This window comes from Nonomuraea sp. NPDC049637, from assembly GCF_040675235.1.
Lineage (GTDB): Bacteria > Actinomycetota > Actinomycetes > Streptosporangiales > Streptosporangiaceae > Nonomuraea.
Window position 1 is genome coordinate 90,382 of the sequence record NZ_JBFAOM010000028.1, and the last position, 23,116, is coordinate 113,497.

The 23,116-nt window shown below is 74.3% G+C and carries 24 protein-coding genes; 7 read left to right on the top strand and 17 right to left on the bottom strand.

The features are described from left to right. Positions 1-3: 3 nt before the first annotated feature. The 9 genes from AB0J71_RS32280 to AB0J71_RS32320 form a co-directional block, all read right to left on the bottom strand. The gene (locus AB0J71_RS32280; RefSeq protein WP_364417557.1) at positions 4-1,557 is read right to left on the bottom strand and encodes an FAD-binding oxidoreductase; all 1,554 of its coding nucleotides are present in this window, start codon (positions 1,555-1,557) and stop codon (positions 4-6) included. Further along, positions 1,554-3,227, bottom strand: coding sequence for a glycerol-3-phosphate dehydrogenase/oxidase (locus AB0J71_RS32285; protein ID WP_364417559.1), 1,674 nt, complete (start codon positions 3,225-3,227; stop codon positions 1,554-1,556). The genes AB0J71_RS32280 and AB0J71_RS32285 overlap by 4 nt, the downstream gene beginning before the upstream one ends. Next, entirely contained in the window at positions 3,224-4,750 is a 1,527-nt protein-coding gene (locus AB0J71_RS32290; protein WP_364417561.1) for an FGGY family carbohydrate kinase, read from the bottom strand. Before AB0J71_RS32290 ends, AB0J71_RS32285 begins: the two co-directional genes overlap by 4 nt. Next, the gene (locus tag AB0J71_RS32295; protein ID WP_352327091.1) at positions 4,747-6,183 is read right to left on the bottom strand and encodes an MFS transporter; all 1,437 of its coding nucleotides are present in this window, start codon (positions 6,181-6,183) and stop codon (positions 4,747-4,749) included. Before AB0J71_RS32295 ends, AB0J71_RS32290 begins: the two co-directional genes overlap by 4 nt. A 198-nt stretch (positions 6,184-6,381) precedes the next feature. After that, positions 6,382-6,879 (bottom strand): hypothetical protein, encoded by a 498-nt coding sequence (locus AB0J71_RS32300; RefSeq protein ID WP_364417564.1) that lies wholly within the window; start codon positions 6,877-6,879, stop codon positions 6,382-6,384. Between the two features lie 105 nt (positions 6,880-6,984). Continuing rightward, on the bottom strand, positions 6,985-7,518 hold the full coding sequence (locus AB0J71_RS32305) for a GNAT family protein (RefSeq protein ID WP_352327093.1): 534 nt from the start codon (positions 7,516-7,518) through the stop codon (positions 6,985-6,987). A 10-nt stretch (positions 7,519-7,528) separates the two neighbouring features. Then, positions 7,529-8,122: a hypothetical protein gene (locus tag AB0J71_RS32310; RefSeq protein WP_364417566.1), complete on the bottom strand. Its 594-nt coding sequence runs from the start codon at positions 8,120-8,122 to the stop codon at positions 7,529-7,531. A 75-nt stretch (positions 8,123-8,197) separates the two neighbouring features. Continuing rightward, positions 8,198-9,427, bottom strand: a complete 1,230-nt coding sequence (locus AB0J71_RS32315; RefSeq protein WP_364417568.1) for an alpha/beta hydrolase — start codon at positions 9,425-9,427, stop codon at positions 8,198-8,200. Between the two features lie 87 nt (positions 9,428-9,514). Further along, positions 9,515-9,934, bottom strand: a complete 420-nt coding sequence (locus AB0J71_RS32320) for a hypothetical protein (protein ID WP_352327096.1) — start codon at positions 9,932-9,934, stop codon at positions 9,515-9,517. A gap of 140 nt (positions 9,935-10,074) precedes the next feature. Here AB0J71_RS32320 and AB0J71_RS32325 point away from each other — a divergent pair, with 140 nt between their 5' ends. Next, positions 10,075-10,611, top strand: coding sequence for a hypothetical protein (locus tag AB0J71_RS32325; protein WP_352327097.1), 537 nt, complete (start codon positions 10,075-10,077; stop codon positions 10,609-10,611). Between the two features lie 43 nt (positions 10,612-10,654). Here the strand turns inward: AB0J71_RS32325 and AB0J71_RS32330 are convergent, their stop codons facing one another. The 4 genes from AB0J71_RS32330 to AB0J71_RS32345 all read right to left on the bottom strand — a co-directional run bounded on the left by AB0J71_RS32330 (position 10,655) and on the right by AB0J71_RS32345 (position 14,003). Then, a complete protein-coding gene (locus AB0J71_RS32330) occupies positions 10,655-11,881 on the bottom strand; it encodes a hypothetical protein (RefSeq protein WP_364417570.1) in 1,227 nt (408 codons plus the stop codon). Beyond that, complete coding sequence (locus AB0J71_RS32335; RefSeq protein WP_352327099.1) at positions 11,878-12,543, bottom strand: ABC transporter ATP-binding protein; 666 nt, start codon at positions 12,541-12,543, stop codon at positions 11,878-11,880. The genes AB0J71_RS32330 and AB0J71_RS32335 overlap by 4 nt, the downstream gene beginning before the upstream one ends. Continuing rightward, entirely contained in the window at positions 12,536-13,042 is a 507-nt protein-coding gene (locus AB0J71_RS32340) for a PadR family transcriptional regulator (protein ID WP_352327100.1), read from the bottom strand. Before AB0J71_RS32340 ends, AB0J71_RS32335 begins: the two co-directional genes overlap by 8 nt. Positions 13,043-13,166: 124 nt before the next feature. Beyond that, positions 13,167-14,003 carry an EamA family transporter gene (locus tag AB0J71_RS32345; RefSeq protein WP_364417572.1) on the bottom strand — a complete coding sequence of 279 codons (837 nt, stop codon included), beginning with the start codon at positions 14,001-14,003 and terminating at the stop codon, positions 13,167-13,169. 117 nt (positions 14,004-14,120) lie between these two features. On the opposite strand from AB0J71_RS32345, the gene AB0J71_RS32350 reads away from it, so the two are divergent. Further along, complete coding sequence (locus tag AB0J71_RS32350; protein ID WP_352327102.1) at positions 14,121-14,702, top strand: XRE family transcriptional regulator; 582 nt, start codon at positions 14,121-14,123, stop codon at positions 14,700-14,702. A 13-nt stretch (positions 14,703-14,715) separates the two neighbouring features. Here AB0J71_RS32350 and AB0J71_RS32355 read toward each other — a convergent pair whose 3' ends face one another. Then, positions 14,716-15,471 carry a ZIP family zinc transporter gene (locus AB0J71_RS32355; protein WP_364417574.1) on the bottom strand — a complete coding sequence of 252 codons (756 nt, stop codon included), beginning with the start codon at positions 15,469-15,471 and terminating at the stop codon, positions 14,716-14,718. 141 nt (positions 15,472-15,612) lie between these two features. Here AB0J71_RS32355 and AB0J71_RS32360 point away from each other — a divergent pair, with 141 nt between their 5' ends. From AB0J71_RS32360 to AB0J71_RS32370, 3 genes are all read left to right on the top strand, one after another. Continuing rightward, positions 15,613-15,840 (top strand): hypothetical protein, encoded by a 228-nt coding sequence (locus AB0J71_RS32360; protein WP_352327104.1) that lies wholly within the window; start codon positions 15,613-15,615, stop codon positions 15,838-15,840. Beyond that, entirely contained in the window at positions 15,837-16,553 is a 717-nt protein-coding gene (locus AB0J71_RS32365; RefSeq protein ID WP_364417576.1) for a DUF2071 domain-containing protein, read from the top strand. The genes AB0J71_RS32360 and AB0J71_RS32365 overlap by 4 nt, the downstream gene beginning before the upstream one ends. Positions 16,554-16,736: 183 nt before the next feature. Further along, a complete protein-coding gene (locus AB0J71_RS32370; RefSeq protein ID WP_364417578.1) occupies positions 16,737-18,266 on the top strand; it encodes an alpha/beta fold hydrolase in 1,530 nt (509 codons plus the stop codon). Between the two features lie 47 nt (positions 18,267-18,313). Here AB0J71_RS32370 and AB0J71_RS32375 read toward each other — a convergent pair whose 3' ends face one another. Next, positions 18,314-19,570 (bottom strand): cation:proton antiporter, encoded by a 1,257-nt coding sequence (locus AB0J71_RS32375; RefSeq protein ID WP_364417581.1) that lies wholly within the window; start codon positions 19,568-19,570, stop codon positions 18,314-18,316. Positions 19,571-19,759: 189 nt separating this feature from the next. Here AB0J71_RS32375 and AB0J71_RS32380 point away from each other — a divergent pair, with 189 nt between their 5' ends. Beyond that, the gene (locus AB0J71_RS32380; RefSeq protein WP_352328386.1) at positions 19,760-20,281 is read left to right on the top strand and encodes a snapalysin family zinc-dependent metalloprotease; all 522 of its coding nucleotides are present in this window, start codon (positions 19,760-19,762) and stop codon (positions 20,279-20,281) included. A gap of 125 nt (positions 20,282-20,406) precedes the next feature. Beyond that, positions 20,407-21,828, top strand: a complete 1,422-nt coding sequence (locus AB0J71_RS32385) for a hypothetical protein (protein WP_364417583.1) — start codon at positions 20,407-20,409, stop codon at positions 21,826-21,828. On the opposite strand, the gene AB0J71_RS32390 is transcribed toward AB0J71_RS32385, so the two are convergent. After that, entirely contained in the window at positions 21,803-22,333 is a 531-nt protein-coding gene (locus AB0J71_RS32390; protein ID WP_352328384.1) for a GNAT family N-acetyltransferase, read from the bottom strand. The genes AB0J71_RS32385 and AB0J71_RS32390 overlap by 26 nt on opposite strands. 64 nt (positions 22,334-22,397) lie before the next feature. Then, positions 22,398-22,997 carry a hypothetical protein gene (locus tag AB0J71_RS32395; protein ID WP_352328383.1) on the bottom strand — a complete coding sequence of 200 codons (600 nt, stop codon included), beginning with the start codon at positions 22,995-22,997 and terminating at the stop codon, positions 22,398-22,400. Positions 22,998-23,116: the final 119 nt, after the last annotated feature.

Consider the following 23,116-nt stretch of genomic DNA (forward strand, 5'->3'; position numbering starts at 1 on the left):
ACCTTAGTGCGCCGTGTTTTCGAAGGGCGCGGGCAGCCCCAGCTTGCCGGGGTTCATGATGCCCCGCGGGTCCAGCGCCTGCTTGACCGCCACGAGCGTGGGGTAGCCGCTGCCCAGCGCGTCCCGCATGTACGGCGAGCGCAGCAGGCCGACGCCGTGGTGGTGGCTGATCGCCGCGCCGTGCCTGACGAGCACCTCGGCGGCGGCGTCCCAGGCGGCCCGGTACCAGGTGCGCCGCTGGTCGCGCTCGACGTCGCCGCGCAGCGAGAAGTACAGGCAGGCGCCGTCGGTGTAGGCGTGCGACTGGTGGGCCGAGGCGCGCAGCGTGCCGGGGACGGCCTCGATGGCGGCCACGACCTCGTCGTACAGGGCGGGCAGCGCGGCCCACGGCCCGGCGATCTCGCAGGTGTCGGAGACGAAGCCCGGCCCCCGGACGAAGCCGTCGGCGGCCTTGCCGACGATCATCCGCTCGTCCAGCCAGCGGGCGAAGACGGCCTCGCCGTCCAGCTTGACCGACGCGCGTTCGGCGCAGACCTCGTCGGCGATCTTCATGACGGCGTCGACCAGCACCGGGTCGCCCTCGTCGGCGACCAGCAGCAGGTTGGTGCCGGGCTCGCCGAAGTGGGTGCCGCTCTCGTGCGCGTCGTACAGGCGCAGCGCGGCCGGGGTGGCGCCGCGCTGCAGGATCTCCCGGCACGCGTCGAGCCCGGCGGCGAAGGTGTCGAAGCCGTAGGCGATGCCCACCGTGTAGTCGGGCAGCCGGTGCGTACGCAGCCGCAGCCGGGTGATGACGCCGAGCGTGCCCTCCGAGCCGATGAACAGCTGCCGCAGGTCGGGGCCCACCGCGGCGCGCGGGTAGGTGCCGTAGCTGGCGGTGGTGCCGTCGGGCAGCACCACGTCCAGCCCGACCACCATGTCCTCGATCTTGCCGTAGCGGGTGGAGAGCTGGCCCGCGCCGCGGCAGGCGGCCCAGCCGCCGACGGTGGAGATGGCGAACGCCGACGGCCAGTGGCCGGTGGTGGCGCCGTGCGTCTCCTGCAGCTCCTTCTCGAACAGGTCGCCGAACATGCCCGCCTGCACCTCGACGATCATGGATTCGGCGTCGAAGGACAGGATGCGGTTGAGCCGGCACACGTCCAGCACGACGCCGCCGTGCACGGGCAGCGCGGCGCCCAGCACGTTGCTGCGGCCGGCCGAGACGGTCAGCGGGATGCGGTGCTCGTGGCAGATCCGCACCACGGCGGCCACCTGCTGCTCGTCGTCCACCTCGACGACGACCGCCTCCGGCGTGGCCGGGCGGCCGTCGGTCTCGCCGATGGAGGTGCCCGCCCACCAGTCGCGGGTGCGCAGGACCACTTCGTCCCGGTCGGTGTGCACGGCGGCGCCGAGCGCGCGCAGCTGCGCCACCACGCTCTCGGGGACCGGCACGACCTGGCCCTGCAGGCTGGCCGGGCCCTTGCCCGGCGGGCAGTCGGCGGCCCAGCGCGGCGGCGTGGGCGCGCCCACGACGTAGTCGCCGCGGTTGAACGGGTGCGTGACGGTCTGCCTGCTGATCATGAAAGTCCCTCCATCAGAACGCTCTTCTCGCGGTCCACGCCGCGCACGTAGTCCTCGACCTGCCGGGCCACCTCGTCGTCGGAGAGGCCGAGCTCGCGCTGGAGCAGCCGGCCCACCTCGGGGGCCGCCTCGACCGACAGGTCGCGGGCGAAGACCCGCATCCGGGTGCGCCGCGACAACACGTCGTCCACGTTCCTGGCCAGCTCGCAGCGGGCCGCGTAGACCACCTCGGCCCGCAGGTACTCGCTGCCCTCGACGACCGGTTCGGCCAGCGACGGGTCCTCGGTGATCAGCTCGGCGACGAACCGGGCCTCGGTGCCGTACCGCTCGCCCAGGTGGGCGCCGAGCCCGCCGGTCGCGGTGGTCGCCTCGGCGTCGTAGCCCGCGCCGCCGAGCAGCGGCAGCCGCGCGGTGCGGCAGCGGGCCCTGCGGCCGAGCACCTTCAGCGCCTCGTCCACGGCCAGCTCGCCCATGTGCCTGCTGGTGGTCAGCTTGCCGCCGGTGACCGTGACCAGGCCGAAGCCGTCGGTGATGATCCGGTGGTCGCGGCTCATGTCGAGCGTGGCGCCCTCCTTCTCGCCGACCAGCGGGCGCAGGCCGGCGATCGAGCCGATCACGTCGTCCGGGGTGAGGTCGGCGTCGAAGGCGGTGTTGGCGCCGTCGAGCAGGTACTGCATCTCCTCGCGGGTGCACAGCACCTCGTCCGGCGAGCCGTCGTAGTCGGTGTCGGTGGTGCCGACCACGACCACGTCGCCCCAGCGGGTGCAGGTGGCGCGGCGGGCCCGGCCGGGCACCGGGACGGTCACGGTGCCGTCCACCGGCAGCCGCGTCCACGGCACCACGATGTGCACGCCCTTGGCCGGACGCACCCGCGGCCGGTGCGCCGGGTTCGACAGCGCGTCCAGGGTGTCGGTCCACACGCCGGTGGCGTTGACGACGACCCCGGCGCGCACCTCGACCGTGCGGCCGTCCACCTCGACGCGGGCGCCGCGCACCCGGCCGCCCTCCTTGACCAGCTCGCGGCAGGTGGCGCCGTTCAGCACGGTGGCGCCGAAGTGGGCGGCGGTCCTGGCGATGGTCAGGGTCAGGCGGGCGTCGTCGGTGCGGCTGTCGTAGTAGAGCAGGCCGCCCTTGAGCCGGTCGGCGCGCAGCCGCGGCGCCCTGGCCAGCACCTCGGCCACGCTGAGCCGCTGGTGCAGCCGGCCGATGCGCCAGCCGCCCGCCAGGTCGTAGGTCCACAGCAGGCCCTCGAAGGCCTTGGCGATGCGGGCGTCGAAGACGCCGTCCTCGGCGAGGATCGGCAGCACGAACGGCAGCCGCCGCACCAGGTGGGGGGCGTTGCGGCGGAAGCGCTGGCGCTCCAGCAGCGAGCGGCGCACCAGCGGCAGGTTGCCCTGCTCGATGTAGCGCAGGCCGCCGTGGACCATCTTGGAGGACTTGGAGGAGGTGCCCGAGGCGAAGTCGTCGCGTTCCACCAGCGCCACGCGCAGGCCGCGGGTGGCGGCGTCCAGCGCGGCGTAGCAGCCGGTCACGCCGCCGCCGACGACGAGCACGTCCACCGGCTGCGCGGCCAGCCGCTCGATCTGCGCCTGACGGTCCAGCCGCAGCGGGGTGCGCCGGATGGCGCTCCTGGTCTCCGATCTGGGCTTGCGTTCTGGAAGCCGGATCACGAGGGGGATTCCTCCTGTTGGTACGAGATGTGCCGGGTGAGCAGGTCACGCCAGGCGGCGCGGGCCTCCTCGCGGGCGGCGTCGGGCAACGTGGGCTCGAAGACGGGGACGTCGCCGAGCCCGGCGAGGGCGGCGGGCAGGTCGGGCCAGAGCCCCGCGCGCACGCCCCCGAGGTAGGCGGCGCCGCGCAGGCTGGCCGTCTCGTTGGCGCGGGCGCGGCGGACCGGCCGTCCGACGAGGTCGGCCTGGCTCGCCATCAGCACGTCGCTGCTGGCCAGGCCGCCGCCGCAGAACAGATCGGTGACCGGCGCGCCGAGCGCCTGCTCCACCCCGTCCAGCAGGTCGCACACCGAGTGCGCGATGCCCTCCAGGACGCCCCGGGCCAGCTCGGCCCGGGTGGTGGACAGGCTGAGCCCGGTCAGGACGCCGCTGGCCTCGGGTGACCAGACCGGGGTGCGTATCCCGGCCAGCGCGGGCAGGAAACGCACCCGGCTCGGCCCGGGATGCTCGCGGGCCAGCGCGGTCAGCTGGGCGGGCGAGTCGAACAGCCCGATCTCCTCGCACAACCAGCGCACCGCCGAGCCGGTCGTGGCGGCGTAGCCCTCCAGGCTGAACACCGCCGCGCCGCGCGAACGCCAGCCGACCAGCGTCAGCACCCCCGGCACCGCCCGGCGATGCGCGGGCGGCCGGTCGCCGGCCACGGCGTCCAGGAACGTTCCCGTGCCGTGCACGCACATCGCCTGGCCCGGCCGGTGCGCGCCGAGCGCGATCATCGCGGCGTGCTGGTCGCCCATCACCGACAACACCGGCAGCCGCACGCCGAGCACGTCCGGGTCGGTGTGGCCGTAGTCGCCGTCCTCGTCCAGGATCTGCGGCAGTACGTCGCGGGGGCAGCCGAGGAAGTCCCGCCACGGCTCGTACCAGTCGCCGGTGCGCAGGTCGTAGGCGCCGGCGGCGACCGCGTTGGTGGCGGACATGACGTGCCGCGCGCCGCCGGTGAGCCGCCACACCAGCCAGGTGTCGACCGACCCGAACGCCACCCGTCCCGCCTCGTGCGCCCGGCGCACGGCCGGGTCGTCGTGCAGCACGTCGGCGGCCCACAGCAGCGGGGCGCGCGAGCCGACCGGCCGGCCGGTGTGCTCGACCAGGCGGGCGTCCCAGCCGGGCTCCCATTCGCGCAGCCGGGCGGCGTAGCGGCGGTCCTGCCAGACCACGGCGGGGGTGAGCGGCTCGCCGGTGACGGTGTCCCACAGCAGCACGGTGGCGCGCTGGGTGGCGATCGACACGCCGGTGACCTCGACGTCGTGCGCCCGCGCCCACTCCAGGGCCTGCGCGCAGACCTCGGCGGTCTTCGCCCAGATCTCCATGGCGTCCTGCTCGACCCGCAGGTGGTCGGGGGAGTGGACCGAGATGGGCCGGTAGGCGGGCGGGGCCGCCGAGCCGTCGTCCAGGACGACCGCGGCGCGCGTGCCCGTGGTGCCCTCGTCGACGCTGAGGATCCCGCGCCGGGTACGGCCGGTCATCGGCGCTCGTCCCTGTTCCGCAGCGCGATCTCCTCCTCCTCCAGGTTGACCGCCACGCGGGTGGGGTCCCACTTGATCAGCAGGCAGGTGACCAGGCCGGCCAGCGGCACCACCGAGAGCACCATGAGGCTGGCGCCGACCCCGATGCCCGCCTGCAACTGCGGGAACAGGTACAGGCCGGCGACCGAGCCGAGGCTGCCTAGCATGCCGGTCACGCCGGTGCCCAGGGTGCGGATGTCGCTGCGGTAGGACAGCGCGGCGATCGACTTGCCGTTCGGGCCGGGCCCGGCGGAGTGGAAGAAGATGAACAGCACGGGCAGCAGCGCGGCCAGCGCGACCGGCAGTTCCTTGAACGTCGCGCCCATCACCAGCAGCGCCACGAACACCACCGCGTACCCGGCCATCGAGCTGACCCGCAGGCCGAGGCGGCGGCCGGTGTAGGCCGCCAGGCAGCCGCCGACGATGCCGACCGCGTTGAACGCCATCGACCCGATCGTGGCCTTCTCGAACTCCTTGCCGAACAGCTCCAGGCTGATCACCGGCAGGTACCAGCCGACCGCGAAGTACTGCATGGCCTGGGTGAGCGAGATGACCGTGGACAACACCGTGCGCGGCAGGTACGGCCGGCGGAACAGCACGCCCGCGTCACCGAACCCCACCTGCCGGCCCTGCTCGGCCGCGACGCCGTCCCGCCCGGCGTCCTCCTGGACGGCGAAGCCGTACATGCGGCGCAGGGCCGCGGCGGACTCGCGCAGCCGTCCCTTGGCGGCCAGCCACGTCGGGCTCTCCACCAGGAACGTGAGTTGCAGGACCAGCAGCACGACGGCGAAGACGGCCGAGGAGCCCACCGACCAGCGCCAGATGTCCGCGCCCACGTCGAAACGGTAGAACACCAGCGTGAGCAGCAGGTTCGTGGTGGTGGCGGTGTACCAGACGCCTTGCCAGAAGTTGAGCCTGCCCTTGAGCGCGGACGGCGTGTACTCGGCCAGCAGCGCCATGGCCACCGCGAAGTCGATGCCGTACGCGATGCCGACCAGGCCGCGGCCGGCGAAGACGGTCTGGAAGTCGGAGCCGGCCGCGGTCAGCAGCGCGCCGAGCGCGAACACCACCTTGGTCAGCAGCAGCGGCTTGACCCGGCCGATCCGGGCGGCCAGCCAGCCGCCGAACGGGTTGGAGACGATGGCGATGGCCGGCGCCATGGCGGTGAGCACGCCCACCTGGCCCGGCGACAGGCCCAGCTGCTTGACCATGGGGGACAGGCCGGCGCCCAGGGCCGCGTTGGAGTAGGCGTCCAGGAACAGGCCCGCCAGGGCGAGGAACCAGATCCAGTTGGCCCGGCCGGCCAGCCTCGTCAGGGTGTTGATGGCGTCGGCCGCGTCTCCGGCGTTGCGGATCAGCGTGACCGAGGTGTTCTGCACGGGGGCGTCGCTCATGCCCAGCCGCCTTTCAGGGGGGTGTGATCCCTTGCCAGCGGTCCGGGTACGACAAAGGCACAGACGAAGACCACTGACAGGGATCTCTTCGTCTGTGCCTGCCGATTGACGGGACACTATGTGCCGGTTGTCCGGTATGTCAAGCAGCCGGGGTCGTATCGCCGCAGCTCGCACGCCCCTGCCCGGTGCGCCGGCCGGTCAGGAATACCGGATCTCCCACCAGCCGCGGGTGCACGACCACTTGCCCGCGGCCTTCACGCACGCCCGGAACTTGCGGCCGTTCGGGGCGTCCACCGCGTACGACGTGACGCTGCGGCGTCCGCCGCCCCTGACGACCGCGTGGCAGGCGTGGTAGGTGCGGCCCCCGTCGTCGGTCCAGTCGATGGAGATCCGGTCGCCGGAGCGCAGGCTGGTGCCCCATGCCCACCACACGTCCCGGCCGCGGTAGACGCCGCCGGCCTCGTACAGGTAGACCATGCCGCGGCGGCCCTTGGCCTTCGCCATGCGGTGCCAGGTGTTCCTGGGCACGTCCCGGCTCACCCGCAGCCGCGCGCCGCACGAGTAGTTGATCGGCCCGGCGGCCTGCGTCCGCGACGCCTGCCGGGCGTCCTGCGCGGCGGCGCCGGCGGGCGGGGCGACGGTCAGGAGGCCGCCGGCCACCACCGCGGCGACCGCCAGGGCTCGAAGGTCACGCATGTGCTCCCCCTTGGTGCGGAATCGTGTGATCGCAACCTAGGGGGGCCGGTGTTGAGGATCCGTTGAGCCCGTGTTGATCTCCGCCGCGGGCCGCGCCGCCGCCGGTCAGGCGCCCGGAGGTTCCCGGGTCCCGTCCAGGTCCGCGCGGACGATGCCGTACATCACGCCGTCCCGCCACTCGCCGGCGCGGAAGCCGCCGCCGCGCAGCACGCCCTCCCGGGTGAAACCGGCCTTCTCCAGGGCCCGCTGCTCGGCCACGTTGCCGAGCTCGGTGGTCGCCTGCACCCGGTTGACCGGCGAGTGGTCGAACAGGTAGCGCGCCAGCAGCCGCTGCGCCCGCGTCCCGTGCCCCTTGCCGCGGAAGCCGGGCGCCACGATCAGGCCCATCTCCCAGCAGTACGACACCCGTGAGGTGAGTTGTCTGCGCCACGACACGAGGCCCGCCCGCTCCTCGCCGGAGGCGATCACGAGCATGCCGCCGTCGTCGCCGAGCATGCCGTTGTCGTCCCAGAGGCGGCGCAGGCGGTGGGGGTCCTGCCAGCCGTACCACTGGTACTCGCCGCTGCTGTCCGGGTCGCCGATCAGCCGGGTCAGGAACGCCAGGTCGTCCTCCCGGACGGCACGCAGTTCAATCGTCATGATCGCGACACTATGTGACAGGTGCGACGTCGGCGCGGGCCCGGCGTCCGGCCCGCAGTGCCAACGCCAGCGCCGCCAGCAGCGCCGCGCCCGTGAACGGCAACCACGACAACCCGGACGGCGGCCCGAACGTCCCGCCCGCCCCGGCACGGTCGAGCACCGCGGCCACCGCGAGCGCGGGCACCGCCTGGGCCGCTCCCGAGACGAGCGCGAGCACGGCGAGCCAGGCGACCCGCGCCGCGTTGCCGCGGCGGTACGGCTCGCCCTCGAACACCGACGTCAGCAGCCCCCCGACCAGGAACGCGGCGACGAGCGCGCACAGCCCGCCCACCAGCACGTCCGCCCGGAAGAGCACCTGCTCGGCCACCGTCGAGTCCCAGACCCGCAGCGGCAGCTCCCCGTCTCCCAGGGAGAGGCCGCGGGGCAGCTTCACCCCGCTCAGCCCGAGCCGGTCGGCGTCCTCCAGGCGGGGGACGACGCGGACGACGATCTCCCCGCCGGCCTGCGTGGCGCCGTTGACGGCGTAGGCGACCCCCCACACCCCCGCGACGGCCCCGGCGAACCTGACCACGTAGAGGGCCAGCCGCACGAACAGACGATCCATGGACGCTCCAAGGAGACGGACCGATGGTTGTTCATCATGCCCGCCGGGCCGGCCCCGCGTACAGAGGGCCCCGGCTCACTCGCAGGTCCTGGCCTCAGGACTGCAGAACTTCACCTCGGGGACGTCGGCCGACGGCTCGTCCAGCAGGGGCCGGGGCTGCCCGCGCAGGTGCCGGTCGAAGAAGGCGGTGACGTAGGCGCGGGTGACGTCGAGCGCGCGGGCACCCGGCACGGTGGCGCCGTCCTCGATGCCGAGCTGGTCCATCAGGACGCCCAGGTCGGTAAAGGACGTGTGCGCGGCCCCCGTCAGCAGCAGCCAGCGCTTCCATCCGGTCAGCCGCGCCCAGACGCGCTCCCACGTGGCGGCCGGATCGCCCTTGCCCGGCGTGTACGTGGCGGGCTTGCCCAGGAACAGGAACGGCCGGGACGTCCCGGCCTCCGGGAGCGTCGTCTCCACGCTGCCGTCGAGGTCGATGCCGGCGCGCAGCCGGGTGTCGGCCGCGATCGACGCGACGGTGGCGGCGCCGCCCGCCGAGTGCCCGGCCATGGCGATCCTGGACGGGTCGATCAGGCGGGACCCCTTCCACGACGCGTGCGCGCCGGTGAGCCGGTCGAGCACGAAGGACACGTCGGCCGCCCGGCTCTGCTCCAGCTTCGCCCACCAGGCCGGGCCCTTGTCGTCGATCTCGCAGGTGACGCAGGTGGTGACCCGGCCGTCCGGGAAGGAGGTGGCGACGTTCTCGTAGGTGTGGTCGACGGCGGCCACCACGTACCCGTGGCTCGCCAGCTCCTCGGCCAGGGCCGTGAGCTCGGTGCGGGGCTTGCTGTGCCCGGGGGACAGGACGACGAGGGGGAGGCTGCGGGGGCGTCCGGCGGGGCGGGCGTCGGTGAAGGCGTTGGTCCGGGTCCTGCTCAGGGTGTCGGCCGGGAGGTGGGTGATCCCGCCGTCCTTGAGCAGCAGCTCCGACGCCTTGGCCGTCATGTACGGGGCACGCCGGCGGCCCGGCGACCTGGCCGGGTACCAGAGGGAGACCATGAGCTCGCGCGCCTTGACCGAGGGGACCCACGGGTCGGGGCGCGAGGTGTCCTTCAGGTACAGGGACGTGGTGCCGACCGGCCGGGAGCCGGTGGGGGCAGGCAGGTACGTCGCGGGCGCGGGCGCCGCCGATGCCGACGCGGCCGACGCAGCCGGCGCCACGGACGCCGCCGCCGGCGAGCCGTGCACCAGCCCGGCGGCCAGGACGACGGCGAGCCCGGCGACGGCCGCGGTCCCGCCGGCCCGGTTCGTTCTGAGGTGCTTGATCATGCACCGCAATGTACTCCGAGAGTATATACGCGGTGTATAAGAGAGCGGAGTGCGGGACACCCCCAGGGAGGGGCCCCGCCGCGCGGGTCAGCCGGCGGGCGGGGCGGCGGGCGGAGCGGCGCGGAAGCGGAAGGCGAGCACCGCCGCGCAGAGCAGCAGCACCCCGCAGACGCCCTGCTCGGCGACCATCCAGACCGGCAACGGCAGGAACAGCAGCACCCCCACCACCGCGACCAGGATCACGACGAGCACGATGCGCAGGCGCAGCAGCGCCCGGTCGCCGCCCCGCTGGGCCCGCCGGGCGAACACGAACGTCAGGACGGACGTCGCCGCCACGATGACGCCGCGCCCCCATGCCTCGGGGGTGACCAGCGACGGCGCGACGGCGGACAGGACGGCGATCGCCGCGACGGTCAGCAGGCTGAGCGCGGCGTAGGCGGCGACCAGGATTTCGGCCGTGTGCAGGCCGGAGCCGGGGAGCGCGGCGGGAGGGGTCGGCGTGGTCATGGGACATCCTCCGGATCTGTGCTGCTGGAGACCGCTCGGAAGGCGTGGACGGCGTCGGTGAGGATGACGCTGATTGGACTCTCCCCCACGGGGAGACCCCACGCTATGGGGGATTCCACCCAGATCTACCCGGAGGATCCATGACCCCGCGACTGGTCCATTGCCATCCCGTCACCTGTCTCAACGTCACGGGCATGGGAGAGCCCGGCGGCCCCGAACACCTGTCGGCCATCGGCGCCCTGTACGCCGTGGCCGCCGCGATGGGCGGCGCCGCCGGGCCGCTGGAGGGGCGGTGGTGGGTGGAGGACACGTCGCTGCCGCCGCTGGAGACCCCTCGCGACCAGTGGCGGTGGCACCTGCTGCTGCCGTTGCCCGGGATGCCCGAGCCGGGCGCGGCCGAGGCGGCGCGTGAGCGGGCCCGCCCGTCGGGGGCCGCCGTCGACCGGGTCCAGGTCGTCACCTTCACCGAGGGCGAGTGCGTGGAGCTGCTGCACGAGGGGCCCTACAGCGAGGAGAAGAGGTCGCTGGAGGTGATGGAGGCGTTCATGGCCGAGCACGGGCTGGTGCCCAACGGGCTGCACCACGAGATCTACCTGACCGAGTTCACCGACCCCGACCCGAAGACACTGCTCAGGCAGCCGGTCACCGCCCGCCCGGAGGAGGCGGCTCACCGGTAGAGGGCCGGGGTGCGCGGGGGTGCGCGGTGTCAGCGGGCGCCGGTCACGTCCGTGCGCCGGACCGCAGCGCGCCCCGTAGCAGGGGGCGGGCCGCCAGGGCGACGAGCACGGCGGCCAGCACCCCGACGCCCGCCATGAGGACGGCCCTGGTCAGCGCCCACGGCAGCGACTCGACGCGGTAGACGCTCACCAGGGTGAGGATCACCACGGCGACCCCCGAGACGGCCGCCACCACGCAGACCGGCAGCGCCGCGACGACCGCCTGCCGCACGAGCACCCCGCCCAGCGCCCGCTCCGGCACGCCGGCGGCGGCCAGCGCGGCGAACGAGCGGCGATGGTCGATCAGCTCCTCCGCCTGGTGCACCACCAGCGCGATCGACGAGGTCGTCAGGGCCAGCAGGAGCGCGACGTCCACCAGGGCGTGGCCCTGGGAGTAGCCGACGGAGGCCTGCTGGGCCCCGGCCCCCGCGCCGAAGAAGACCGTCAGGCTCACCACGGACAGGGCCCTGGCCCACGCCCGGGGGTCCGCCTCGACCAGCCGCGCGGCCAGCAGCGTCTCCGGAGACCGGGCCCGCCGGCCGGCCCGGCGGGCGTACGCCCTGATCAGCCAGGTCGTGGCCAGGGTCGCGCCGATCAGCAGCAGGACCAGCCCGGCCGCCATGGCGGTCACCGTCCCGTACTTGCCGACCACGGGGAAGCGGCCCTTGACCGACAGCCCGAGGACGAGCAGGCCCACGCCCGCCGCGAACAGGACCAGGTCCAGCGCCCGCGGCCCCCGCACGCGGGTGCGGCGGGTCACGCCCAGCGGCGAGGTGACGACGTGCCGGCCGGCGCGGGCCCCCGACAGGACACCGCCGAGCGTCACCAGGGCGACGACCACGGGGATCTGCGGCAGCGGCCCGCCGAGGTGGGTGACGAGGTAGAGCGCGCCGCCGGTCAGCGAACCGGCCAGCGCCAGCAGGCCGCCCTCCAGCGCGCCCAGCCGCCGTACGTCGCCCGGCGTCGCGCCCGCCAGCCGCAGGGCGGCCAGCCGCCGTTCCCTGGTGGCCGAGGCCAGCCGGTTGGCCTGGTGGACCAGGCCGGCGACCGGCACGGCCAGCAGGGCCAGGCCGAGCCCGGTCAGCGAGCCGTCCTCGTCCTGGAAGTCGGCCATGCCGACGGCCGTGCAGACCAGGAACGTGGCCACCGCCGCCCCGGCGGCGACCAGCCGGGCGCGCACGCGTTCGGCCCGCGAGCGTCCCCTGTGCAGCATGCGGAGCACGGTGATCATCGTTCCGCCCCCACCAGGACGGCGCCGTCGCGCAGCGGGATCTCGCGGTCGGCGTAGGCGGCCACCCGGTTGTCGTGGGTGACCAGGACGACGGCCGCCCGGCCGGCGCGGGCCGCGCCGAGCAGCGCGCCCATCACCTGCTCGCCGCCGAGCGTGTCCAGGGCTCCGGTGGGCTCGTCGGCGAACACCACACGCGGGCCGGTCACCAGCGCCCGCGCGATGGCGACCCGCTGCCGTTGCCCGCCGGACAGCTCGCCGGTGCGCCGCCCGGCGCAGTCGGCCACCTCCAGCCGGGCCAGCCACTCGGCCGCGGCGGTCGTCGCCTCCTGCCGGCCGTGCCGGTTGAACAGCAGCGGCAGCGCGACGTTCTCCGCCGCGGTCAGCTCGGGCACCAGCTCGCCGGACTGGAAGACGATCCCGAAACTCTCGCGTCGCAGCCGGGTCAGGTCGTCCTCGGGCAGCGTGTCGATGCGCCTGCCGTCGAGGACGACCTCGCCGGACTCCGGCCGGACGACCCCGGCCAGGCAGTGCAGCAAGGTCGACTTGCCCGCGCCGCTCGGACCGGTGACCGCGACGATCTCGCCCTCTGCGATAGCGACCGAGACGCCGTTCAGCGCCCTGGTGCCGCCGAACGACTTGCCCAGGCCCCTGGCCTCAAGCATCGATGTCCTCCTTCATCCGCGCGAGCGCGGTCTCGATCCAGCGCAGGTCGGCGTCGAGGTGCTGGAGCGCGTAGTCGGCCGCCAGCACCTGCGCGGGCGAGCCGGTCGCCTTCTCGGCGGTCAGCTCCCGCATGCGGGCCAGGTGGGCCTCGCGTTGCCGCAGGAGGTAGCCGTCGGCGGCCTTCCCCGCGACGGCGACCCGGGCGAACAGGGGACTGGCGACGTACGGCGCCGACGGCTCGACGGCGTTCAGCCACCGCTCCAGCTCCGCCCGGCCGGCATCGGTGATCGCGAACAGGGTGCGCTCGGGACCGCCCTCCTGCTGCGTCTCGGCCACCTCCGCCAGTCCGTCGCGTTCCAGGCGTTGCAGCGTGGCGTAGACCTGCCCGTACGCCAGGGGCTTGGCGCCGGCGAGACGGTGATCATGCTCTTTCTTGAGCTCGTAGCCGTGCTTCGGCCGCTCGACGAGGAAGCCGAGCAGCACGTGACCGGTTGACATGATCACGACTATACATTCAATGAATAGTCGTGTGGATGGAATCGGCGGGCTTACGCGAGGGGGGCCTTGTGCCCGGTGAGGACCAGAGGTGCACGCGGGTGCAGCCTGCTGGCGTGCGCAGGGCTCAGGGCAGGGCGAGGAGGCTGACGGCGAGGGCTGCGGTGCCCAGGCCGACGAGCTGGCCGCGGTGGATGCGTTCGGCGAGCACGCCGCGGGCCAGCAGCACCGTGCCGGCCGGGTAGAGGGCGGTGACCACGGCCACCACGGCCAGGTCGCCGCTGCGGGCCGCGAGCAGGAACAGCAGGTTGGCCACCGAGTCGAGCACGCCCGCGGTGGCCGACAGCACGTACGCGGGCCGCTCGGGGCCCAGCCGGCGGCGCAGCAGCCCGGCCGCGGCCAGGGTGACGGCCGAGGAGACCGCCCGGCCGACGATCAACGGCGCCACCCCGCTGTCGGACGGCGCCTGGTGCAGGAAGACGAGCTGGAGGGCGATCGCCGACCCGGCGCCGAACGCCAGCAGCAGCGCCGTCCGCGACGGGCGCGCCGACCCCGCGCCGTGCCCCGCGCTGACCAGGACGACCGCCACCAGCGCGAGCGGCAGCCCCACCAGCCCGGCGGCCGACAGGTGCTCGCCTTGGAGCAGCCCCACGGCGACGGGCAGCGCGGCCGAGACCAGCGCGGTCACCGGCGACAGCACGTTCATCGGGCCGATCGCCAGCGTGCGGTAGAGCAGGGCGAACACGGCCGCCGAGGCGACGCCCGAGGCCGCGCCCCAGCCCAGCGCGGCGGGGCTGAACGACGCGCCGAGCATCGGCCACAGCAGCAGCTCGACCATGAGGCTGGCCGGGGCCGCGACCATCACGGTGCGCAGCACGTGGGCCTTGCGGGCGCCCAGGCCGCCGAGGAAGTCGGCGCAGCCGTAGGCGAGCGAGCTGCCCAGGGCCAGCAGCAGAGCGATCACGACACCTCCCGGACCATCAGCGGAACGACCAAAGAGTACATTAGACTGACCGCTGGAGGACAACGGACCGACCGCGCAGTACATTGCACCGGTCCGTCCCGCGAGGAAGGTGAACAGATGGCCGAGCCGGCCCGCGCCCTGCGCACGGTCGCCCACAACGTCAAGGCCGCCCGCACCCGCGCCGGCCTGTCCCTGGAGGAGCTGGGCCGGCGGGCCCAGGTCAGCAAGGGCGCGCTGGTGGCGCTGGAGAAGGCGCAGGGCAACCCCAACCTGGCCACGCTGGTCCGGCTGGCCGACACCCTGGGCATCCCGGTCTCGGACCTGATGCAGGGGCCGCCGGAGGGCCGCCTGCGCGTGGTGGCCGCCGACGCCGTGGCCCCCTTGTGGACCGGGCCGCGCGGCGGCCAGGCCCGGCTCATGCTGACCACCACCGGCCCGGCCCCGGTCGAGGTCTGGCGCTGGCGGCTGGAACCCGGCGAGGAGTACCCCAGCCAGCCCCATCAGGCCGGGGTGGTGGAGACCCTCAGCGTCGTCTCCGGGCGGATGACGCTCGTCCTCGACGGCGCCGAGCACTCCGTCGAGGCCGGCCAGACCGCCACCTTCGACGGCGACGCCCCGCACGGCTACCGGGGCGAGGGCGACGGCGCCTGCGACATGATCATGACGGTCCACCTGCCTCCGGGCCCCCGGACGCCGTGAGCTCCGCCCGCCGTCAGGAGGCCAGGCGCTCGATGGCGAAGGCGGACAGGAAGCCCACGGTCGTGATCAGCCCGGTGAGGACGTGCGCCTGCTCGAACGCCTCCGGGATCATGGTGTCGGCCACCATGGCCAGGATGGCGCCGGCCGCGATCGCCGTGATCAGCGCGATCGCCTCGGGGGAGGCCGACCGGAGGGTCAGATAGCCGGCCAGGGCCGCCACGCCGCTGATCACCGCGATGCCGCCCCAGACGCCGAACACGTACGCGGGGCTGCGCCCGGCCCGTCGCATGCCGGCGGCGCTGGACAGGCCCTCGGGGACGTTGGAGACGAACACCGCCGCCACGACGGCCAGGCCGATCTCGCCGCCGTGCAGCAGGGACAGCCCGAGCACCACCGACTCGGGGATGCCGTCGAGCAGCGCGCCGACGGCGATGGCGGCGCCGCTGCCCTGCGCGTCGGCCTCGCTGGGCTGCTGGTCGCCGGAGCGCTTGCGGTGGCGGGCGCCGTGCCGCGCCAGGATCGCGTTGGCCGCCACGTACGCGCAGGCTCCGGCCAGGAAGCCGACGGCGGTGGGCAGCAGGCCGCCCGACCGTTCGGCCTCGTCCAGCAGCTCGAAGGAGAGCGCCGAGATCAGCACCCCGGCGCCGAAGGCCATGACGGCGGCGATCACCCGCGCCGGGACCCGCACCAGCATCGCCACGGCCGCGCCGAGGACCAGCGCGCCTCCGGCGACCAGCCCCCATGTCCCCGCTTCCAGCCACTCAGGCATGTGCACCGATCCCTCTCCACGTCCTCGTCCCCAGGTTCTCTTGCCTGTGTCCTTCCCGTCACGCGTTCCGGAGGCGGGGATTGGGGTGGAACGCCCCGGGTAGGGCAGGCGGCGTTCCGCCCCCGTCGTGAGGAGACTTGGATGGAGCACCGCCACACCTCTTGCACCCCGCGTCCGGCGCGACAGCTCTACGAGATCACCGCCCTGGACGCGTCCGGCGAACGCTGGCACACCATCGGCTGGGGGATCGACCAGGCGGAGGCCGAGTCGGCCGCGCGCGCGTGCGTCACCTGCCCGGCCCCGCCCTACCGGGCCGCCCGGATCCGGCGCGACGGCCGGGTCCTCGCCGAGCACCGCCGCACCGCGTGAAGGCGCCGCCGTCGCCGCGCGTGGCGCTGCCGGTGATGTGCCACCGGTGGGCGCATATCACGTTCGTGCACTGGCGCTACCCCGTCGAGGCGGTCCGCGAGCTGGTGCCGGACGAGCTCGCCGTCGAGACCATGGACGGGTCGGCGTGGGTGGGGGTGACGCCGTTCCTCATGGAGGACGTACGGGTGCCCGGCCTGCCCGCCGTGCCGTGGTTGTCGGCGTTCCCGGAGACCAACTGCCGCACGTACGTGCGGGACGCGCGCGGCCGTTCCGGCGTCTGGTTCCTGTCGCTGGACGCGGGACGGCTGCTGGCCGTGCTCGGCGGCCGCTCCGGCTACGGGCTGCCCTACCACTGGTCCGACATGTCGGTCCGGATCGACCGGCGGCGCCGCCGCTACCGCTGCCGCCGGCGGTGGCCGGGGACGCCGGGCGTGCGGTGCGACGCCGAGGCGGAGGTGGGCGGCGTCCTGCGGGAGCACGAGCAGGACGAGCTCGCGCACTTCCTGACCGCCCGCCACCGCCTGTTCACCAGAGTGGCGGGCCGGCTGGCCGCCGCCGAGGTCGAGCACCCGCCGTGGCCGCTGCAGCACGTCGAGCTGACCGGCCTCGACCAGGACCTGCTGCGGGCGGCCGGCCTGCCCGACCCGGCCGGCCCGCCCCTCCTGCACGCCTCTCCGGGCGTGGACGTACGCGTCGGCATGTGGTCGTGGTGACCTGACGCCAGGCCCGCGTGCAAGCCGATCGCGACGGCCGTGGACGGACGCGTCGACGGCGAACCGCCACTGAGGGGACGCCGGGCGGAAGGTACTCAGGGATGACTCCGGTCTCCTCCTCCAGTCGGATGGTCTTGTCGGAGGAACTGACCGATGATCAGGTCCCCGACGATTGGAGTCGCGATGCGAAGACCAGTCCTGATCCTCACCCTCTTATCGGCCCTCGCGGCGCCGCTCGCGCCGGTCCCTGCGGCGGCGGCCGCCACCACCGCCCCGGCCGTGCGGTGGACGCCGTGCGCGGAGGATCCCGCGGCCGACTGCGGGACGCTGACCGTGCCGGTCGACTGGAACGATCCGCGCGCCGGGACGTTCGAGCTGGCCCTGGCCCGGCGCCGGGCGAGCGACCCGGCCGCCCGCATGGGGTCGCTGGTGATCAACCCCGGCGGCCCCGGCGGCTCCGGCGTGGACGCCGTGGTGAACAACTGGCTCGGCTTCACCCCCGAGATCACCAGCCGCTTCGACGTGGTCGGCTTCGACCCGCGCGGCGTGGGCCGCAGCCATCCCGTCACCTGCTCGCTGGAGCTGGCCCAGCAGGCGCCCGACCCGCTGTCGATCAAGGACCAGGCCGGTTGGGACGCCCTGCTCGCCTTCAACCGGCGCTACAGCGAGGACTGCCGCCGGCGCACCGGCCCGCTGTTCGACAACGTCCACACCGGGTACGTGATCCGCGACCTCGACGCCCTGCGCGCCGCGCTCGGCGACGACAAGCTGACCTACTACGGCGTCTCGTACGGCACCCTGATCGGCCAGCTCTACGCCGAGCGCTACCCGCGCCGCGTCCGCGCCCTCGCGCTGGACAGCAACATGGACCACAGCCTGGGCACCCAGGCGTTCCTGGACACCGAGGCCTGGACCTCCCAGGACTCCTTCGACGAGTTCGTGGCCTGGTGCGGCCGGACCGACTCGTGCGCGCTGCACGGCAGGGACGTCCGCGCGGTGTGGCACGAGCTGCTGGCCAGGGCGGAGCGGGGCGAGCTGACCTTCCCCGGGCAGCCGGACGTCAAGCTGCGCAGGCTCGACCTCATCGGCCTGGCCTTCGGCGCGTTCTACGGCCCGGCCTGGAGCCAGCTCGCCGAGCTGCTGGCCGCCATGGAGAGCGGCGGCGGCCCGGTCAGCCCGCTCCTCGCGCCGCCCGTCCGGGCCGCCGGGGAGACGGTCAACGACGCGAGCTTCGTCTTCTGCCAGGACTACGCGCTGCCCGTCCGCGGCTACCGCGACTGGGACCGGCTGCTGCGCAGGTCGGCGGCCCTCGCGCCGGACATGCTGGTCAGCGCCGCGGCGCACCCGCTCGCGCTGGCCTGCCAGGGCACGGCCACGCCCAACCGGCAGCACCGGCTCAGGGTGGACGGCTCGCCGGCGCTCCTGCTCGGCAACGCCCTGCACGACCCGGCCACGCCGTACGTGTGGGCGGCCTCCACGGCGCTGCAGGCCGGCCGGCAGGCCCGCCTGCTGACCTACGAAGGCTGGGGGCACGGCATCTACGGGCGCGGCGAGTGCACGACGGCCGCCTTCGACCGCTACCTGGTCTCCCGTGAGCTGCCCGCCAGGGGCGCCCGCTGCCCGGCCGTACCGCCGGGCGAGTTGTCGCTCAGGCGGGTCCCGAGCCCGAGCCCGCTGCCCGGCCGCCCGGGGTGGACGTCCGTCCTGCGGTAGCCGGATGGTGACGCGGCCTCGCGGCCCCCTCTCCGCGAGGCCGCGTCCTACCCCCGGGCGCCCGAGGTCAGGCGCTCGCGGAGGGCGTCGAGGCGGGTCATGGCCGGGGTCGCGGTGATGCCGTGCAGGACGACCGAGAGCACCACGGTGAAGGCCGTCACCGCCCACAGCTCCTCGGGCGGCACGCCGAAGTCGGCGTGACCCAGCGCGTACGCCAGGTAGAACAGCGAACCCACTCCCCGGATGCCGAACAGCGAGATGACCCGGCGCTCGCGGGGGCCGGCCGGGCCCCGGACCTGGGAGAGCCAGCCCGCCAGCGGGCGGATGACCAGGATCAGCAGCGCCCCGACGAGGGCGCCGCGCCAGGTGAGCGGGGCCAGGCCGCCGGCGGCGACGAATCCGCCGAGCAGGAGCAGCAGCCAGGAGGTGAAGAGCCGTTCGAGCTGCTCGACGAAGCCGTGCAGGACGTTGTTGTAGCCGTGGCCGTGCTCGACCCGGCGGATGGCGCAGGCGGCGACGAACACGGCGATGAAGCCGTAGCCGCTGACCAGCTCGGTGACGCCGTAGGCGAGCAGGGTGGCGCCCAGGGCCACGAAGCCGTCGCGGCGCTCGGCCAGGCGCAGCTCCTCGGCGGGGGAGTGGAAGAACAGCCGGCCGAGCAGGCGGCCGATCAGCAGGCCGCAGACGACCCCGGCGACGATCCGGTAGAGCACGTCCGTCAGCGCCCACTCGCCCGTCCAGCCCAGGCCGCCGGCGGTGGCCAGGGCGATGGCGGCGTACACGAAGGGGAAGGCCAGGCCGTCGTTCAGGCCCGCCTCCGAGGTGAGGGCGAAGCGGACCTCGTCGTCGGCGTTCTCGGCGTCGGCCGGCTCGCCCACGCTGACGTCGGAGGCGAGCACCGGGTCGGTCGGCGCGAGCACCGCCCCGAGCAGCAGCGCGGCGGCGAGGGGCCAGCCCAGCACGCCGGTCGCCGCCGCCGTGACCCCGGCGACGGTCAGCGGCATCGCCCAGCCGAGCAGCCGCCAGGTCGTCGACCAGCTCCGTAACCCGATCCGCCGGTTGAGCGCCAGCCCCGCGCCCATGAGCGAGACCAGCACGCAGATCTCGGTGATGTGCTCGACGGCCGCCCGGTGGGCGACGGGATCGGGCTCGGGCAGCCCGATCGGCAGCAGGTACAGCCCCATGCCGCCGAGCAGGTAGACCAGGGGAGGGGAGAAGGCCCGGCGGGCGAGCAGGCCGGGCAGGACGGCGGCGAGCAGCGCGGCGGCGCCGCCGAGGGCCAGGACGAGATCGGGGGTGGACATCCCGGCCCCACTGCCCTGATCAACTCAGGACAATCTTCCTTTTATGCTCGCAAACCGCTCAGTATCGCCCGGATCGGCGAGCCTCGGCTGTCGTCGGCATATCGCGGCAATATGCACTAATAGCTACTTTTCCGACCCCTCGCTGCGCGCCTACCGTGACAGGACCCCCCAACTTCTGGAGGAGGATCCGTGTCAAGGTCTCTCCGTGTCACGCTCTCCGTCGTCCTCGCCCTCTCCTTCCTGCTGGTCACCTCCCCGGCCCAGGCCGCCGTGCTGGTCCGGGTGCTGCGGTACGACGCCTCCCGGTCGGCGGAGTTCGTCACCGTGATCGACCAGGCCGCCCAGGTCTGGAACGCGAACGTGGTGAACGTCCGGCTCATGCGGGGCACGCCCGCGAGCTTCGTCGTCCTGGCCGACAACAACTGGCCCAGGACGCTGCCCACCAGCCTCGGCCGCGGCACGATCTGGATGGGCCGCCAGGCGGTCGACCAGGGCTACTACCCGCTGCGGATCGCCACCCACGAGATCGGCCACATCCTCGGCCTGCCGGACCGGCGCACCGGGCTCTGCGGCGACCTGATGTCCGGCTCCAGCGCGCCCGTGAGCTGCACGAACGCCACCCCCAGCGGGGCCGAGCGGGCCGAGGTGGACCGCAACTTCGCCGGCAGCGCGCCCGCGGTCGAGTTCGGCCGCGTCCACGAGGACCGCTGACCTCCGACGCGCCGCGCCAGGCCAGGTCACTCCGTGCCGCCCCGCCGGTTCGTCCGGCGGGGTTGGCCGGCGGGCCCTGATCGTATTGTCTGGGAGCAATCGCCCCCCGACGTGAGGATCAGCGCATGCCACGTTCGAGAGCCGTCCTGTCAGCCCTCGCCGCCGCGGTCTCGGTCCTGGCGGCCGGCGGATCGGCCGAGGCGGCGGCGGACGTGCCGTTACCCTCGGCGGTCTTCCGCGCCACGCACAACAGCTACTCGGGCAACGTCGCCGGCGCCAGGAACTCGATCGCCTACCAGCTCGACCACGGCGTGCGCTTCGTCGAACTGGACGTGCACGACAACGGGTACGCCACCGCCCGCGACTACTCCGTCGGCCACGACGCCCCCGGCGACGAGGTGGACCACGCGGGCAACCCGGCCTCCAACCTCCTCGGCGACTGGCTCGCGGTGATCGCCGGCTGGTCGGCGGCGCATCCCACGGCCGCGCCGATCGTCGTCGCCCTCGACCTCAAGGACGACCTGACCGACAACCCGTCCTACGCCGCGGGCAACCCGGCCGCGCTGAACGACGAGCTCGTCGCCGCCTTCGGGCCGCGGCTGCTGCGGGCCGAGGACTACCCGGCCGGCCCGCCTGCCGTGGACGCGTTGCGCGGCCGCGTGCTCGCCGTGATCTCCGGCGACGGCACGACCCGCACGCTGTACAAGCGCGACCTCGGCGCCAACCCGGCCGTCGCGGCCAACACCCGCGGCCAGGTCGTGGAGGTGCACGACTCGGGCGCCGGAGCGCTGTGGTACTGGACCGGCGTGTACGGCGCCGACGGCCGGGTGACCTGGCTGCGCCACGGCAGGTACGACAGCGGCGTCACCCCCGCCGTCGCCCTCAACGACGACGGCGACCTGGTCAAGGTCCACCAGTCGCAGAACGCCACCACGCTCTGGTACCGCGTGGGACGCCTGGACGCCGCCGGCGAGATCACCTGGTCCGCCAGCCGCCAGTACGACAACGGCGTGCTGCCGACGATCCGCTTCACCGACGCGAACGGGACCCGGCTCCGGGAGATCCACCGCAGCCAGAGCAACAGCCAGAACTGGGAGTGGTCCGGCACGCTCGACGCCGGCGCGGCGAGCGTCACGTGGAGCGGCAACGCCAGGACCTCCGACGCCCGCCACGACAAGACCACCTCCTACGGCGGCGCGCCCCGCGTGCACGTGTGGACCGGCGCCGACGGCCCGACCCCGTCGCGGACCCTGCGGGTGGACACCGGCGCGTTCACCGGCGACCGCATCCGCCACCGGCAGGTCGCCTTCGCCGAGTTCCAGCAGGGCGACAGCGCGGAGCTGCGGCAGGACGCGCTGTTCTACGCCGCGCCCGCCGGGCAGTCGTCGTTCATCACCGAGGCGCGGCGGGCGGGCCGGCTCGTCCGCGGCTGGGACTTCGACTCGGCGGGCCAGGCGACCGATCCGCCGGCGAACTACCCGGCCACCAACCATCCGTACGACCCCTGGTACCAGGACCTGCTCACGCGGACGGGCGCGGTGGAGTGACCGGCGGACGGCGGCGGGTCAGCACGCGGGTGGTGCCGCCGTCGTCCTCGGTGATGTCGCGTACGTGCTCGAAGCCGAGCTTGCGCAGCACGGCCAGCGAGGCGAGGTTGTCCGCCGCGACGGTGGCGTGCACCTCGGTCAGGCCGAGGGCGTCGAAGCCGTGGCCGACGATCGCCTCGGCCAGCTCCCGGCCCAGGCCCGCCCCCCACACCGCGGGGACCAGCGCGTAGATGAGCTCGTGGCCCGACACGGTGTCGGTCGGCTTGATCTCGGCGTGCCCGACCAGCTCGCCGTCCCGGCGGACGGCCCAGACGGCGAACAGGTCCTGGGCGTAGACCTTGCTGAAGATGCGGCCGAACAGCGCGCGGTCCTCGGCCTCGGTGGCGGTGCCGTCCCCCATCCAGCGCGTGACCCGCGGATCCTGGAACATGGCGACGAACGCGTCCTCGTCGGCGGGGACGTACGGCTCCAGCAGCAGCCGCTCGGTGCGCAGAGTGGGGGTCATGAACGGCGAACCTACTCCACCGCCGCCGGCCCGACGACTCGTTTTCCGGCCGGGACGCCGCCGCTCACGCCTCCAGTTCGGCCGCCCGGCGCAGGTCTTTGGGCCGGCCCAGGGCGCGGCGCATCCGGATCAGGTCCTCCCGCGAGACGTAGTGGACCTCCAGGCCGCCGGGGCCGGTCGCGGTCACCGCGCGGTCCAGGCACTCGCCGACCCGAAGCCCGCCCCAGGGCAGCGCCGGGGTGCAGCAGTCGCCGCCGGCTCCGGGGGAGGTGAATCGCGTCTTCGGGCGCAGCAGGGAGTCCGGGTGCACGGGCAGCGGGCCGCCCGTCTCGTCGGCGAGCCGGGCGCCGACCGAGGCGAAGGCGGCGGCCAGGGCCGGGGCCTGGGCGGGGCGGCCGTCCCAGAGCAGGTCGAGGTCGCCGGTCAGCTCGGCCGAGCCGTGCATGATGCCGGCGACCTGCCCGATCACCACGGCCCGGACGCGATGCCGGTGCAGGGCTTCGAGCAGGGGGAACGGGTCGAAGCCGAGCGCGCCGTCGGTGGCGACGGTGCCGGCGTCGTCGTCGGCGTCCTCGTGGCCGACGCCGGTGGCCCCCCGTTCCAGGGCCAGTTCGCGGGTACGTCGTGCGGCGGCGCGGAGGCGGTCCAGCGGTTCGTCGATCATCCGGACATGCAACACCGGCCGCCGCCGTGGCGCACCCGATTTTCCGCGTGCCGACCTGGTCGCATGACCAGCCCCGCAGGCCGGCGGCCACCGCTTCCGCAGCACGGCGGTGCCGCTGG

Bases quoted from the DNA above. Each gene is read 5' to 3' on its own strand.
- AB0J71_RS32280 (WP_364417557.1), bottom strand. From the start codon at position 1,557: ATGATCAGCAGGCAGACCGTCACGCACCCGTTCAACCGCGGCGACTAC.
- AB0J71_RS32290 (WP_364417561.1), bottom strand. From the start codon at position 4,750: ATGACCGGCCGTACCCGGCGCGGGATCCTCAGCGTCGACGAGGGCACC.
- AB0J71_RS32295 (WP_352327091.1), bottom strand. From the start codon at position 6,183: ATGAGCGACGCCCCCGTGCAGAACACCTCGGTCACGCTGATCCGCAAC.
- AB0J71_RS32300 (WP_364417564.1), bottom strand. From the start codon at position 6,879: ATGCGTGACCTTCGAGCCCTGGCGGTCGCCGCGGTGGTGGCCGGCGGC.
- AB0J71_RS32305 (WP_352327093.1), bottom strand. From the start codon at position 7,518: ATGACGATTGAACTGCGTGCCGTCCGGGAGGACGACCTGGCGTTCCTG.
- AB0J71_RS32310 (WP_364417566.1), bottom strand. From the start codon at position 8,122: ATGGATCGTCTGTTCGTGCGGCTGGCCCTCTACGTGGTCAGGTTCGCC.
- AB0J71_RS32315 (WP_364417568.1), bottom strand. From the start codon at position 9,427: ATGATCAAGCACCTCAGAACGAACCGGGCCGGCGGGACCGCGGCCGTC.
- AB0J71_RS32320 (WP_352327096.1), bottom strand. From the start codon at position 9,934: ATGACCACGCCGACCCCTCCCGCCGCGCTCCCCGGCTCCGGCCTGCAC.
- AB0J71_RS32325 (WP_352327097.1), top strand. From the start codon at position 10,075: ATGACCCCGCGACTGGTCCATTGCCATCCCGTCACCTGTCTCAACGTC.
- AB0J71_RS32330 (WP_364417570.1), bottom strand. From the start codon at position 11,881: ATGATCACCGTGCTCCGCATGCTGCACAGGGGACGCTCGCGGGCCGAA.
- AB0J71_RS32335 (WP_352327099.1), bottom strand. From the start codon at position 12,543: ATGCTTGAGGCCAGGGGCCTGGGCAAGTCGTTCGGCGGCACCAGGGCG.
- AB0J71_RS32340 (WP_352327100.1), bottom strand. From the start codon at position 13,042: ATGTCAACCGGTCACGTGCTGCTCGGCTTCCTCGTCGAGCGGCCGAAG.
- AB0J71_RS32350 (WP_352327102.1), top strand. From the start codon at position 14,121: ATGGCCGAGCCGGCCCGCGCCCTGCGCACGGTCGCCCACAACGTCAAG.
- AB0J71_RS32355 (WP_364417574.1), bottom strand. From the start codon at position 15,471: ATGCCTGAGTGGCTGGAAGCGGGGACATGGGGGCTGGTCGCCGGAGGC.
- AB0J71_RS32360 (WP_352327104.1), top strand. From the start codon at position 15,613: ATGGAGCACCGCCACACCTCTTGCACCCCGCGTCCGGCGCGACAGCTC.
- AB0J71_RS32370 (WP_364417578.1), top strand. From the start codon at position 16,737: ATGCGAAGACCAGTCCTGATCCTCACCCTCTTATCGGCCCTCGCGGCG.
- AB0J71_RS32375 (WP_364417581.1), bottom strand. From the start codon at position 19,570: ATGTCCACCCCCGATCTCGTCCTGGCCCTCGGCGGCGCCGCCGCGCTG.
- AB0J71_RS32385 (WP_364417583.1), top strand. From the start codon at position 20,407: ATGCCACGTTCGAGAGCCGTCCTGTCAGCCCTCGCCGCCGCGGTCTCG.
- AB0J71_RS32390 (WP_352328384.1), bottom strand. From the start codon at position 22,333: ATGACCCCCACTCTGCGCACCGAGCGGCTGCTGCTGGAGCCGTACGTC.
- AB0J71_RS32395 (WP_352328383.1), bottom strand. From the start codon at position 22,997: ATGATCGACGAACCGCTGGACCGCCTCCGCGCCGCCGCACGACGTACC.